Consider the following 14513-nt stretch of genomic DNA (forward strand, 5'->3'; position numbering starts at 1 on the left):
CATCGGTTAGAAGGTCAGGTTTAAGCCACCGGTAAAGATGCGCGGTTGCGGATACGTGGCCCGGTCGATGCCCAGGTCGAGCGATCCGTAGTAGCCCGTGCCGATCTCGGGATCGAAGCCCGTGTACTTGGTCACCGTAAATAAATTGGTGGCACCCACATAAAAGCGCAGCGTCTGGATCTTCATTTTCTCCAGCAAAGCCTTGGGCAGGTTGTAGCCCAACTGCACGTTCTTCACGCGCATGTACGATCCCTTTTCCACATAGCGGTCGGAGAACCAGTTGTTGTTGGCATCGGCGGCATTCAAGCGGGGATAATGCGCATCGTTGGTGCTGCCTTCGCCCGTCCAGCGGTTCAGCATGCGCGTGCTCAAGTTGTAGGCTGCATCGGGACGTTCGGTGTAAACCTTTGTACCATTAAAGACATCGTTGCCATAAATACCCTGAATGAAAATGCTCAGATCGAATGCACCATAGTTCAGTTGCGCGTTGAAACCATACGTGAACTTGGGCAATGGATTGCCAATGGTGCCGAAGAAGAGTTGTCCGTCGGACCCTTTCGCATAGCGAATGTCACCGGGGGCTGCATCGGGTTGAAGCAGGTTGCCGTCGTTGTCTACATGGGCCAGCACCTCGGCTTCATTTTGAAAGAGACCATCGGTCTTATAGCCTTGGAACTGTGCTACGGGACTTCCCACTTTGGTGACCGACACATTGCCCTGGTTGCGCAAGGGTGCGTCCTCGATTTGATCGAGACCACCCAAGTTCACCACTTTGTTGCGGAACATCGAGAAATTACCGCCGACTTTGTAGCTGAACTTTCCGCTGGCATTGCTGCTGTAGTTCAAGTCCAATTCAAAGCCTTTGTTTTCCATGACACCCACGTTCTGATAAGGAAAATCCTGTATACCGGTGTGACTAGGCGGCGGAATGGCCACCAGCATATCCTTGGTGCGTTTGATGTAGTACTCTGCCGTGAAGGTCAGGTTGTCGTTGAACAACGCTCCGTCTATACCAATGTTGGTGGTGTTGGTGGTCTCCCAATGCAGGTTTGGGTTGGCCACGTTGGGGAACGTGATACCGTTGGTGATCTGGTTATTGAACGGATACGATTGTCCGAGCTTACCCGGGTTCAAATAACCAAAGGCCGGAATTTTCTCGTTACCGATGCTACCCCAACCAGCCCGCAGCTTCAGGCTGCTGAGGAAAGCAACGTTGGTCATGAAATTTTCCTTACCGATCTGCCAGCCGGCCGAAAACGAAGGGAACACACCATAGCGTTTGTTCACAAAGTTGGACGAGCCGTCGCGGCGGATGTTGGCGGTGAAGAGATACTTGTCTGCAAAATTATAATTAACACGCCCGAACAAAGAGGCAATGCGCTTCATGTCGGTGGGCTTGCCCGTAGAGGTGGCGTAGATGTTCAACGCGTTGTCTACATAGCGGAACTGGCCATTATCGTCGATGAGGTTGGTGACCCGGGTATCGAAATATTCCACGAAGGTGTTATACGCTTCCGTACCGGCGAGCACGGAAAGATCGTGTTGCCCAAACGATTTGTTATAGGTAAAATAATTGGACCAGGTCCAGGTGGTTCCGTTGGTGGAAGAGTTTTGCAACGAGCTGATCTCGTTTCGTTGCGATGTGGAAACCGTATAGACCGGTATAAAATTCTGATCCTTTCCAAACAGATACGTGACCCCGATGTTGGACCGGAATTGCAGCGATTTGGAGAAGTTAACCTCTCCGAACACATTGCCCACCACATTGAATTGCTTGGAGTAAGCATTGGTATAATTGATCGCCGCTACCGGGTTGCTGGTATCCATGTATTTTGTAGAGGCATACGTGCCATCGGGGTTGCGCACTTTGGTGACAGGATCGATGTTGCTGGCTTCGATCAATATCGACGACCATTCGTCGTCTTCGTTCACCTTGTGTTGCGTAGACGACTCCACCGTAAGGTTCTCACCGACGGTGAGCCATGACTTGGCTTTCACCGAGGTGTTGAGACGAACCGAGGTGCGTTCAAAGTCTGTCTTGTTGACAATACCCTCCTGTTTATAATTGTTGGCACTAATGAAATACGTGACCTTATCGGTTCCGCCGGATATGGATAGGTTGTTATTGCGGGTGACGGCCGTGCGGGTCACCTCATTGATCCAGTCCGTTCCTTTTCCAAGGGTCTGGTAGTTCGCAAGCTCGGGGAAGATGATGGGGTTGCCGGCGTTGTTCTGCGCCTCCGTGTTGAGCATGCCCCACTGCGAGGCATTGAGCAACCCAGGTTTGCGCCACATTTTCGAGAAGCCGATATACGAATCGAACGCGATCACCGTGTTCTCGCTCTTCTTTCCGCTGCGGGTGGTGATGAGGATCACGCCGTTTGCACCGCGCGAACCATAGATGGCCGTCGCGGAAGCATCTTTCAATACTTCCATCGACGCAATGTCGGAGGCGTTGAGGAAGCTGATGTTATCCACCGGGTAACCGTCCACCACGAAGAGGGGCGACGAGTTGTTGATGGTGCCCACACCCCGCACGCGGATTTGCACGGGCGTTCCGGGTGAGCCGGAATTTGAGGTCACTGTCACGCCGGAGGCGCGGCCTTGCAGGGCTTGGTCTACGGTGGCGATCGGCATCTTCTTGATGTCGTCCGCTTTCACGCTGGAGACTGCGCCCGTGAGGTCGCTTTTGCGTTGGGTACCATACCCCACGACGACCACTTCCTGCAGCGCGTGCACATCCGGGGTCATGTTGACATTGATCTGTGCACGGCCGTTTATGGGAACTTCCTGGGCGACATAGCCAATGAAGGAGATCACGAGGGTGGCGTTATCATCCTGAACGGAAATTTTATAAACGCCATCCTTGTCGGTGGATGTTCCATTGGTCGTTCCTTTTTCGATCACGTTCACACCCGGCATGGGCTGTCCGTTCTCGTCGATCACGCTGCCGGTAACGGCAAAGGCCACGGTGCTGATCATCGCGATGGCTTCATCAGCTACGGGTGTTGCTCCGTCGCCCGAGTCATCTTCTTCCAGTGTTGAAAAGGATGTGGTGCCCGAGGAAGCCATTTCCCGTTTCTTTTTCAGGACGATCTGGTCGCCTTTGATCTTGTAGGTGATGCTGCTGTTCCTGAAAAGCTCCGCCAGCACATTGTGGATGGTGGAGTTGGTAAAGGCCAGGGTGACTTTGCGCGACGTGTCCACCACCTTGTGGTTGTAGAAGAAGCGGTAGGGTGTTTTCGACTCCAGGATCGTGAAGGCCTCCTTCAGCGAGGTTTCGTGGAAGGAGACGCTGATCTTTTCCCCTGCCCGGGCGGTGTCGCGGGCCTGCAGCGGCAACATACTGAGGGATGCGAAAATCAATGCTAGCATGGCGCTTTTCGTTAGGGTGTGCGTACGCTGCTCTCTGGATCGCCCAAAGTAATGGCGTAAAGTTTTTTTCATAACTTTGACATTAGGTTTAATAAAGTGTTCCATTTTATTATCCGGCCACGCACCTCCTCGAGGGGCGTGACATAAGGTCGGGAGGTGCTCCAACACTTTCCGACTCTTTTTATTTTAGGGAGGTTATGTGCTCATGGGATTCGGGTTAGGATGTTCATTCAGCGCACAGTTTACCCAGGATCGATACCTGGTCGCCTTCGCGGCGGTAGTCAATATTTTCCGAAGCCTTGAACAGCTCCAGCACTTCTTCCAAAGACTTGTTGTCCACGTTGGCCGAAAAGCGGCAGCCCAGCGATCCGGTGTCTTCCACGTGAATAGTCACGTTATACCAGCGCTCCAGCGCCTGCACGATCTCCGACAGGGGCTGGTCTTCAAAAATGAGTTTGCCCTCACGCCAGGCCGTATATTTTTCCGTGTTCACCCGGTTCTCCAACAGCAGTTGCCGCGACATCTTCTCAAACACCACGCGCTGGTTGGGCAACAGCGTCACCGCCTTGGCTTGCTTGCCGGTGGACTCGATGTTCACCTTACCCCGTACCAGGGTGGTTTCCACTTTTTGATCTTTCTGATAAGAGCGCACGTTGAAGGCCGTGCCGAGCACTTTTACGTTGATTTCGGCTGTATGCACAATGAAGGGTTGGGCTTTATTTTCGGCCACGTCAAAAAACGCCTCGCCTTCCAGCGACACTTCACGCACCGGCTGACCGTCAAAGCTGGAGGGATAGCTGAGCCGGCTGTCGGTGTTGAGCCACACTTTGGTCCCGTCTTTTAAGGTGATGAGCGAGCGCTGTCCTTTTTGCGTCACCAGGTTGTTGGTGTAGGCATGGAGAGGGTCCGTGTCGCTGCGGATCCACAACAAAAGAAAAGCACAGGCAACCAGGGCCGTGAGACTGGCCGCGATGGCATAGACTTTCAGGTCGCTGGTTCTCCGGGGTGTTGTCGTGGCTTCGGCTGGTCGCGGCTCCTGGCGTTCGGGTTGATCCAGCGCCAGGTCAATTCGGCGTTTGAGGTGACTGATGCGCGACTCCAGCACATCTTTTTCTTTTACATGAAAGACCAGTAAAAACCGGCGGGCTTCGTTCAACGGTTGCTGTTGGTCAGGATGTTGCGCCTGAAAAGATTGCCAGAACGCATCGGTTTCTGCGTCGGGGTTAAAAACCCAATGTTGGAAGTATTCGTCCTTTATAAAATCATCGGCCGAGTAGGTGCTGTAGTTCATGAGGGTTCAGGCGCTGTGTTATCTATAAAAGCACAACCCCTGGCGAGTACCCCTCTTTTTCAAAAAAAATATTTTCAGGAAATAAAACGAACCCCTTTGCGCAGGGCGTCGATAGCTTTGCCAATGAGCTTGTAGGTGGATTTTAGATCGATTTCAAGCACCTCCGACAATTGCTCGTAGGTCATGCGCTCATAAAATTTCAGGTAAACCGCCTCGCGTTGCCGTTTGCTGAGTTTGCCTAACGCATCCGTGAGCTGCTGCTGTTGTTCGGATGCCGTTTGAAGCTGAATGATGTCCGTTTCGATCGACGCATAGAGACCGTCGCCCTCTACCGAGGCCAACGTCTGATGCGTTTGCTCACGATGGGCTGCCGAAAGCACACGCACAATGCGGCGACGGAGGCATTTCAACAGGTAGAATTTGATGTTGTCGGTTTGGGAAAGTTGCTCGCGCCGGTTCCAGAGTTCGACAAAAACATCCTGGATGCTGTCTTCCACCAGTGCACCATCTTTGCAAAGCGTGGCGCCGTAGGTATATAAGAGTCGAACGTATTTCTCGAAGATATAATCCAACGCACTGCGATGGCCTTGCTTCAGCAACGACCACACCACACCATCGATCTCGGCCTGGCTCGTGCCTGATTTAAAAAGAATGGATGCGATGTTCACACTTCCGGTGGCGGAACCCTGCAGGTCTTCGTGCGTCATATCGTTTGGACGGTGGGTCATCAGGTTCTGCAGGTTGCAAAAAAAACCTGCTCGGCAACGAAAAGGTAATAAAAAGTTCACACACAAATCAAGAACCTGTTTTGGGTGAACGTGAAATCGGTTGGTCGAACGGCGTTGATGAAGGCGACAACGTCGGGCGTGTGTTTCGAACACACGCCGTGACACGATCGCGGCAAGTAATCGATTGAATATGCTTTTCCATCCTAATTTCCAACAAATCGCCGGATGCAAACCCCATTGTAACTCCACCCGAATCCTGCTATCTTGACGCGGAAAAAATTAACTGCCTGGCGCCTATGAAAATTCTGGTCTGCGAAGATGATGCTATCGTTTTGAAAGTAGTCCAACTCGCATTGGAACAGGAAAAATTCGAAGTGGTGCTGGCCAAGGATGGGAAACAGGCTTTCCAGCAACTCCAATCCGCCAACGACTTCGACCTGATCATCACCGACATCCACATGCCCTATCGCAACGGCGACGAGATCCTGAAATGGGTACGCGAAGACCAGCAGCGCAAAACGCCCATCATCATGCTTTCGTCCGATGGCGAAGAAGAGGTGATCAAGCTGGCGCTGAAACAAGGCATCAACGAATTTCTCGTAAAGCCCGTCGATGCAAAGGACCTGATCAAGAAAGTAAAAAAACTCCTGAATTGAATCACGCTATCCTGTCTTAAAACTTTTATTACACTCACTTCCCTTGCTTATGCGCGTTGCCACCCTTTGCCTTTTTCTACTCCTCCTGATCGCCCCTGCCCTTCAAGCCCAAACGGCCGACGAGGTCATTCAACGCTACACAAAAGCCATTGGCGGTAAGAAACGCTGGGAAGCCATCAAGACGCTTACCACCTCCGGGCTATATGATTACGGTGGCCTCCAATTCCCCTTTACTTCGTATGCGAAAGCCCCGGATCACTACGCGTTCAAAGTCACGTCCAATGGCAAATACTACGCCCAGGGCTTCGATGGAAAGGGCGGATGGAAGATCGACGTCTTCAAAGACGAGACCACCCCAACCCTACTGGAAGGCGACGCCGCCAAGGCCATGGCCAACGAAGCCGATGTGGAACTGACCGGCAACCTCCTCAACTACAAAGCCAAAGGACACCAGGCGCAAGTGGACGGGAAAGATAGTGTGGGCCATGCGCTTTGTTACAAAGTAGTGCTCACGCTCAAGTCCGGAGCCAAGGAGACTTTTTATTTTGATGTCACTTCCTTTCTGCTCATCCAGAAAACGGCCGTCTCCAAAAACGTTGAGTTGGGAGGCGCACTGTTGAATACACGGTTCAGCGACTATCGCGATGTAAACGGCATCAAAATTCCTTTCCGGTCGGAAAGTGAAACCGGTGGCCAGACGATCCTGACCGTTGTCGTCGATCGGGTGGTGATCGATGCGCCGGTGGCAGATGCGGCGTTTCGCCCCTGAGCGTTCGCCGTCGTCTCACCGATCTTGCCCGATGGCGCCCAACCCTGACCGTTGGCGAACGGCGTGTCTTTTCCATAGCCTTGAATATTTCCTGTCCTGGCGTATTTTAAGGTGGCATAAAGATTGAATATCCAACCCAGACCGGCGCAGGCCGGCCATTCAACCTAAACTGGACCCCCATGATGCTGCGGCACACCCTGCTCCTTTTGTTTCGGAACATCCAACGTTTCAGAACTACATTCCTGATTAACCTCATCGGTCTCTCCACGGGGTTGGCCAGCGCATTACTCATCTATTTGTGGGTACACGACGAAAAACAGGTCGACGCCTTTCACGAAAAGCGCGACCGTCTCTACCAGGTCATGACCAACACGCCCATGCCGGACGGCCTTATTACTTCCGGCACCACGGGCGGCGGACTCCATGAAGCCCTCGTGAAGGAAATGCCTGAAGTAGAGCATGCCACCGTGATCACTCCCGCCCCATGGTTTCAAAAATTCACGGTATCGTCCGCCAACCACGATGTTACGGCGCACGGACAGTTTGTGGGCCGGGATTTTTTCAATGTCTTTTCGTATCCGCTCATCCAGGGCAGCAAAGACAACGTGCTGGCCGACAAACAAGCCATCGTCATCTCCGCTACGCTCGCCAAAAAACTATTCAACTCCATAGAAAACAGCCTGGGCAAAACCGTGGATTGGAAATGGCTGAACCTGAAGCGATCATGCACCGTTACCGGCGTGTTTGCCGATGTCACGGCGCAGTCCACACAACAATTTGACTTCGCGGTCTCCTTCGAAACATGGAAAGACATCGTGCCTGTCTCAGCCGATGTGCGCGGCGGGCCGTTTCTTACCTACGTCGTTTTAAAGGAGGGGGCCTCGCCCGGCGATTTTCAAAACAAGCTGGCCGCGTTTCTCAAACAAAAAGATCCTGCATCGACCGCCACCCTGTTTGCGGCGCGCTATGCCGATACGTATCTCTATGGCGACTATTCCAACGGTGTCGCCACGGGCGGACGGATTGCTTACGTGAAATTATTTTCGCTCATCGCCATGTTGATCGTGGTGATCGCCTGCATCAATTTCATGAACCTGTCCACCGCAAGAGCCTCGCGCCGGCTGAAAGAAGTGGGCATCAAAAAAGTGGTGGGCGCAGGACGGCGAACGTTGGTTGTTCAGTATTTGCTGGAATCTGTGTTCGTGGCCATCCTGTCGCTTATCGTAGCCGTTGCGCTGGTGCAATTGCTGCTGCCGGTCTTCAATACCATCATGGGGAAACAGCTCACCATTCCTTTTGAACCAAACGTGGTGCTGACCATCGCCGCGATCACGTTGCTGACCGGGCTCCTCGCCGGAAGCTACCCCGCTTTTTATCTCTCCGGCTTTCAACCGGCGCGGGTACTAAAAGGGCACCTTGGAAAGTCACTGGGTGAGCTGTGGACACGAAAAGGATTGGTAGCGGTCCAATTTGCGCTGTCGGTGTTCTTCATCGTCGCCGTGATGGTGATCTACCGCCAAGTTGAATTCATTCAAACCGCGCACCTGGGCTTCGACCAGGAACGGCTGCTGTATTTTCAAATGGAAGGGGCCATCGCCGAACACCCTGACGCATTCCTGACCGAGTTAAAAAATGTTCCCGGTGTTGCTCAGGCTTCGAGCATGCAACAGACTATCCTCATGGAATCGTTCTTCCCCACCCCAGGCCTGCGGTGGGAAGGTAAGAACGAAGACGATAAGATCGGCTTCGCGCAACTGCCCGTGAACTACGACCTCCTCGAAACGCTGGGCATTACCCTGGCGGAAGGCCGCTCTTTTTCTCGCAGCTTTCCGGCCGACACGGCGGCCATCATCCTAAACCAAACCGCGATCGACCTCATGGAGCTGAAAAACCCCGTGGGCAAAACGGTCACCCTCTGGGGAGCGCCCGTGCAGATCATCGGCGTGGCCAAGGATTTTCACTTTCAATCGTATCGCGAAAAAGTGAAGCCCTTCATCTTTCGCCTGGCGCCCAAGGAAACCATGCTGGTGATGGTGCGGCTCGAAGCGGGAAATGCTTCTGAAACCGTGAGCCGGATTCACGCGCTTCACAAAACTTTCAACCCGGGATTTACATGGGAATATGCGTTCCTGAACGATGCCGTCCAGGCGCAATATGCGAGCGAAAAACAAGTAGCCTCTTTATCGCGCTATTTTGCCGGGCTGGCGGTCCTCATTTCTTGTTTGGGTTTATTCGCGCTGGCGGCGTTCACGGCCGAGCGCCGGCGCAGCGAGATCGGCATCCGCAAAGTGCTGGGCGCCACGGAAACCGCCATTGTGTATTTGCTTTCTGCGGAGTTTACAAAGATCGTGATCGTGGCCATTGCCATCGCGTTGCCTATCAGCTATCTCCTGCTGCAACAGTGGCTGGATCATTTTGCCTATCGCATTTCACTCGACGCTGTCTATTTTATTTTCGGGGGAGGATTGGCCCTTGGACTGGCGTGGTTCACTGTGGGTTTGCAAACATTCAAAGCCGCACGGATGAATCCCGTGAAAAATCTGCGGTCAGAGTGATACGCTCGATGACGGAGTGGATCGAGGCCTGCTTGCCAGCGCTTATAGAGCATCCTAAACTGAACCCAGTTCCTGGTTGATCTGGCGCACCACGTCGTCGATCTCTTTTGCCTGGTCTTCCACTTTCTCGAAAAAGAATGCGGCGTTGTCCTGGTCCATGCGGTAAAGGTTCACCAATCCCAGCAGGCGTGCCACAGGGCCGCGCAAGTGGTGTGCATTCGTGTAAGTATATTTTAGCAGCATCTCGTTTTGTGCATGCACTTTGGCGGTACGGTCCATCACCAATTGCTCCAGGTTCCGGTTCATCGCATTGAGGTTTTCCTGTCCCTGCAACAGCTCTTCATTTTGCGCTTCGATCTCGTTGGCTTTCTCCACCAATTCCTGGTTCGCGTTGTGAAGGGCGTGGTTGACGGTGTCGTAGCGTGATTTCAGCATCCACGTGATGTACGTGAGGATGAAGTACAGCACCAGGTAGGTGATGCCCATCGTGAGCACTTCCGAGGGTTCTTTCGCCACCCGCAGCTCCGGCTTTTGCATCTGGAGGATAAAGATGCCCGCAATAGACGCGCACGTAATGCCATGCATCACCCGCATCAGAACACCGCGCAGCAGCACCGAAAAGATAAATCCCACGATCAGGATGATAGCCATCGACGTAGTCGTGTTCATGGGCACCGCCAGGCATTGCCAAATCATCGACGACAAGGTGAAGCCGGTTGTAATGAGCACGGAGGTCGTATAGCTTTTGTGCATCAGCAAATAGGACAAGCCACACGCCCCCACAATGATCACATCGATGATGATCGACAAGGTGTCTTGCATATAAAAGATGATATCGCTGACCAAAATAAGAGACGCCCCCGCCAGCGAAATTCGCAACAAGGTTCTCAGGAAAAAGTACTCGATAGCGCGGGAGTCACCCATAAAAGGCGGAATTAGGCTTTACGAATATCAGCATTTTAATCCGATGCTAAAAGAAAAGCACTGCCGTTGCCTTCAAAAACGGTTTGACTCTATGCAGGATTCTTTTAATTTGGATGGCCCTACCCAAATGCCCAAAGCATGAAAAGACATCTGCAACCTCATCACCCTCCTATTTTCACCCGGTGCACCACGCGATGGCTGGCGATGGCAGCGATCGTAACGCTTGGGGCATGCTCCCGCGAAGAGCAACACACCACTTGGTCGGTCTACAAAGCCGACGCCGGCAGCAGCAGCTACTCCGCGTTGACACAGATCAACCGCGACAATGTAAAAGACCTGAAGCCGGCCTGGACGTTTATGCCCAACGACACGCCCGAGGGCTCGCATTTTGGAAAAGCCGAGTGCAATCCCATTATCGTGAACGACGTGCTCTATGCCACCTCCGTGCGACACTGGGTCTATGCGCTGGAGGCGGGCACTGGAAAAAAACTTTGGTCGTTCGATCCGTTTGATGGCGCGCGCGGTGGTGGCATGTACCGCGGCGTAACCTATTGGGAAGATGGCGACGACAAACGCATTCTCCTCACTGCCGGAAAATTCCTGCTCGCCTTGAATGCCGTTACCGGCAAACCCATCCCTTCGTTTGGAGAGAATGGAAAAGTAAGTTTGAACTTAATGCCCGACGATCAGCCAGAGGGTTGGGTCGTGCCCACATCGCCGGGGATAGTCTTTGGCGATCTGCTCATCCTGGGCTCGGAAGTTTCTGAATTGTACGGCGCCGCTCCCGGGTATGTGCGGGCCTTTAACATTCGCACCGGTGCGCTGGTGTGGACCTTTCACACCATTCCGCATCCCGGCGAGGCCGGCTATGAAACCTGGCCACCCGATGCCTGGAAATATGTGGGCGGGGCAAACAACTGGGGTGGCATGAGCCTTGACGAAAAGCGTGGCATTGTCTTTCTCCCCTTGGGTTCGCCCACTTATGATTACTACGGCGCCGATCGCAAAGGGCAAAACCTGTTTGGGAATTGCATCGTCGCACTCGACGCCAAAACCGGCAAGCGCCTTTGGCATTTTCAAACCGTGCACCACGATTTGTGGGACTACGACCTCCCCGCACCTCCCAATCTCGTGACGATCGAGAAAGATGGAAAATCCATCGACGCCATTGCGCAAACTTCCAAGACCGGCTTTGTCTATGTGCTGAACCGTGAGACCGGCGAGCCCATCTTTCCCATCGAGGAACGCAACGTGCCCGCCTCCACCATACCCGGCGAAGAGACGTGGCCCACGCAACCCTTTCCCACGAAACCCGCACCCTATGCGCGCCAGACCTTGACGGAAGGCGATCTTACCGATCGCTCACCCCAAGCCCGCGACTCGGCTCTGGCCCTTCTCAGAAGCTTGCGCTACGAAGGCATGTTCACGCCACCGGACTTGCGTGGCACCTTTATGTTCCCCGGCAGTCGCGGTGGGTCGGAATGGGGCGGGGCGGCCTATGATCCCTCCACGGGATGGCTATACGTGAATTCGAATGAGTCGCCGGAAATTGCGAAGATCAAAAAAATAAAGAAAAACGAGTCGTCGCCCAGTGGGTCGTTCTTTGGTTTGGGGAGGACCTTGTATATGAACTATTGCAGCACGTGTCACGGTGCCGATCGCAAGGGGCGCGAACCAAACTTTCCGTCGCTGCGCAATATCGGCGACCGCCTTTCCCAGGAGGCTGTGTTGAGCAAGATCAAGACCGGCGGCGGAAGAATGCCTGCGTTTGCTTCCGTGGTGAAAGGACATGAAGAGGAGATCATCGCATTTCTGTTCGAGATCAAGAAAAATGAATTTCCAAAAGCATCAGCACTTCTCCAGGATACGACTTCGGTCTATCTGAATCTCACGGCCTACAGTGACTTCGAAGGACCCGATGGCTACCCGGCCATCAAACCACCGTGGGGAACGTTGAACGCGATCAACCTGAACACGGGAGAATACGCCTGGAAGATCACGCTTGGAAACTTCCCCGAGGTGCAAACACCGGGTGGCCCGCCCACCGGCACAGACAGCTGGGGTGGCCCGATGGTAACGGGCGGTGGTCTTGTCTTTATCGCAGGCACCCGGGACAACAAATTCCGCGCCTTCGACAAAGCAACGGGTGCGGTATTGTGGGAAACGACATTGCCCGGGAATGGTTTTGCCACGCCCTCAACCTATACCAGCGGCGGAAAGCAATTTGTGGTGATCTCCGTGACCGGTGAAAAAGGTGAACCGGGCGGCAGGATCATGGCCTTCGCGTTGCCGGACTGACCTGCTTTTATGTTAGCCCGCGGTTGATCTTAAAACACACATCGCACACATCATTTGTGTTTGAATTTCCACCTGTAAAAAAATCGCATCAACGGTTTTTGATTTATATTGAAATGATTTCAATACCTACATCACCAATTTTCATTGTCATGACCTCCTTTCGTTTTAAGAACCTCTCCACATGCCTCGTATTTATGCTGCTTGCTCTCGGAGCGACACCTGTGCAGGCACAAAAAAAAGCAAAGTTCCATGTTATCGCGTTCTTTACAGGAAAACAGGATCAGGCGCACATCAGTTATATCCACGAGGCTCATCCTTGGTTTCAAAAGATGGCAGCGAAATACAATTTCACCTACGACACTACGACAAACTGGAGTAATCTGAACACTGCCTTCCTTTCGAAATACCAGGTCGTGGTCTTCCTTGACACACGTCCTGAAGCGCCCGAACAACGGGAGGCCTTCCAAAAATATATGGAGAACGGCGGGGCTTGGTTGGGCTGTCACTTTGCCGGCTTTGCGTTAACGCCTTCCGCTTATCCTCAAAATTGGGATTGGTATCACAACGTGTTCCTGGGGGCAGGATCTTATGTCAGCAACACATGGCGGCCTGTCTCTGCCGTCTTGCGTATTGAAGCTCCGAAACATCCCGCCACCAAGGGATTGCCGGCAACGTTCAAGTCTGCACCCAGCGAATGGTATCGCTGGAGCAACGACCTGCGCACGAACCCTGACATCACCATTCTTCTATCCGTCGATTCCACAAGCTTTCCACTCGGCACCGGCCCCAAGCCACACGAGATCTGGCATAGCGGCTATTACCCGATCGCGTGGACCAACAAAAAATACAAAATGGTCTACATGAACATGGGGCACAACGACATCGACTACGAGCATCATACAAACGAGACCCTATCGCACACCTTCGGCAATGAACTGCAGGACAAGTTCATCATCAACACCATACTTTGGTTGGGAGAAGGAAAAAAGAAATAACCCTCCGCGTTTTGTAGAAAAAAATAGGCACTGATCTTTCACGCAACGTGTCGGATCAACGCCATCGTGAACTTAACCGGCTTTCTTTACTTCATTGATAGATGCGCACGTAGTCCACTTCCATGCGTTGCGGCCATCCCGTTTCGTCCACACCTTCTTTTCCGCCCCAATTGCCACCCACGGCCAGGTTCATGATGAGGTGAAAGGGTTTGTCGAAAGGCCAGCCTTTAAAGTCGTCCTTCGGGTCGCGCGGAACGGAGTGGTAGACGTTATCGTCGACGATGAAATCCATTTTGTCTTTAGTCCATTCAATGGCGTAGACGTGGAATTGATCTCGTGCATCCGGCACGGCCACTTTACCTTCCTTTTGCGTTTTCTTTATGTGGTTGTAGGCTTCCGTATGGATGGTGCCATGTATAATGCCGGGATCATAGCCTACGTGTTCCATGATGTCTATTTCTCCGCTGGCAGGCCAGTTGCCATACGAACGATCCGATGATAGCATCCAGATGGCAGGCCACGTTCCCTTGGTGCGCGGCAGTTTTGCTTTCACTTCCACGCGACCATAGAGCCAGTCGCCTTTTCCTTTCGTCACCAGGCGAGCGGAGGTAAAAGGTTTTCCTTCGAGTGAATCTCTGTGGGCTTCGATGATGAGCTTGCCATCTTCTATTCGCACATTTTTTTGATCGTGTGTATAATATTCCAGTTCGTTGTTGCCCCAGCCGTTGCTGGCGCCGAGGTCATAGCCCCATTTGGTGGAGTCGGGCGCGCCAGGCTGATCGAATTCGTCGGACCATACAAGTTGCTTTTTTTTCTCCGTACACGCCGCCAGCAGGAACACGGCGACAACAAAAATCCTTGACAGGGTAAAATTCATGTTTAGATTCGGGCGTTCAGTTTAAGATTGATTTGATGCGGGTAA

Annotated in this window: 10 protein-coding genes; 5 read left to right on the forward strand and 5 right to left on the reverse strand. The window is 52.9% G+C overall.

Annotated elements, in window-relative coordinates; translation table 11 throughout:
• Nucleotides 1-6: 6 nt before the first annotated feature.
• From D4L85_RS29245 to D4L85_RS29255, 3 genes are all read right to left on the reverse strand, one after another.
• Nucleotides 7-3375 carry a TonB-dependent receptor gene (locus D4L85_RS29245; protein ID WP_160144080.1) on the reverse strand — a complete coding sequence of 1123 codons (3369 nt, stop codon included), beginning with the start codon at nt 3373-3375 and terminating at the stop codon, nt 7-9.
• Between the two features lie 226 nt (nt 3376-3601).
• On the reverse strand, nt 3602-4666 hold the full coding sequence (locus D4L85_RS29250; protein WP_119757675.1) for a FecR family protein: 1065 nt from the start codon (nt 4664-4666) through the stop codon (nt 3602-3604).
• Between the two features lie 74 nt (nt 4667-4740).
• Nucleotides 4741-5373, reverse strand: a complete 633-nt coding sequence (locus D4L85_RS29255) for an RNA polymerase sigma factor (protein WP_160144081.1) — start codon at nt 5371-5373, stop codon at nt 4741-4743.
• A 317-nt stretch (nt 5374-5690) separates the two neighbouring features.
• Between D4L85_RS29255 and D4L85_RS29260 the strand changes: the two genes are divergently transcribed.
• From D4L85_RS29260 to D4L85_RS29270, 3 genes are all read left to right on the forward strand, one after another.
• Nucleotides 5691-6050: a response regulator gene (locus D4L85_RS29260; protein WP_119757677.1), complete on the forward strand. Its 360-nt coding sequence runs from the start codon at nt 5691-5693 to the stop codon at nt 6048-6050.
• Between the two features lie 49 nt (nt 6051-6099).
• Complete coding sequence (locus D4L85_RS29265; protein WP_119757678.1) at nt 6100-6819, forward strand: hypothetical protein; 720 nt, start codon at nt 6100-6102, stop codon at nt 6817-6819.
• 179 nt (nt 6820-6998) lie between these two features.
• Entirely contained in the window at nt 6999-9374 is a 2376-nt protein-coding gene (locus tag D4L85_RS29270) for an ABC transporter permease (protein ID WP_228450668.1), read from the forward strand.
• A gap of 54 nt (nt 9375-9428) precedes the next feature.
• On the opposite strand, the gene D4L85_RS29275 is transcribed toward D4L85_RS29270, so the two are convergent.
• Nucleotides 9429-10298, reverse strand: a complete 870-nt coding sequence (locus D4L85_RS29275; protein WP_119757679.1) for an ATP synthase subunit B family protein — start codon at nt 10296-10298, stop codon at nt 9429-9431.
• Between the two features lie 138 nt (nt 10299-10436).
• Here D4L85_RS29275 and D4L85_RS29280 point away from each other — a divergent pair, with 138 nt between their 5' ends.
• Nucleotides 10437-12596 (forward strand): pyrroloquinoline quinone-dependent dehydrogenase, encoded by a 2160-nt coding sequence (locus tag D4L85_RS29280; RefSeq protein WP_119757680.1) that lies wholly within the window; start codon nt 10437-10439, stop codon nt 12594-12596.
• Between the two features lie 194 nt (nt 12597-12790).
• Nucleotides 12791-13591 carry a ThuA domain-containing protein gene (locus D4L85_RS29285; protein ID WP_228450669.1) on the forward strand — a complete coding sequence of 267 codons (801 nt, stop codon included), beginning with the start codon at nt 12791-12793 and terminating at the stop codon, nt 13589-13591.
• 91 nt (nt 13592-13682) lie between these two features.
• Here the strand turns inward: D4L85_RS29285 and D4L85_RS29290 are convergent, their stop codons facing one another.
• The gene (locus D4L85_RS29290; RefSeq protein ID WP_119757682.1) at nt 13683-14468 is read right to left on the reverse strand and encodes a glycoside hydrolase family 16 protein; all 786 of its coding nucleotides are present in this window, start codon (nt 14466-14468) and stop codon (nt 13683-13685) included.
• Between the last annotated feature and the right edge of the window lie 45 nt (nt 14469-14513).

Origin of the sequence: Chryseolinea soli (genome assembly GCF_003589925.1) — a bacterium.
Classification (GTDB): Bacteria; Bacteroidota; Bacteroidia; order Cytophagales; family Cyclobacteriaceae; genus Chryseolinea; species Chryseolinea soli.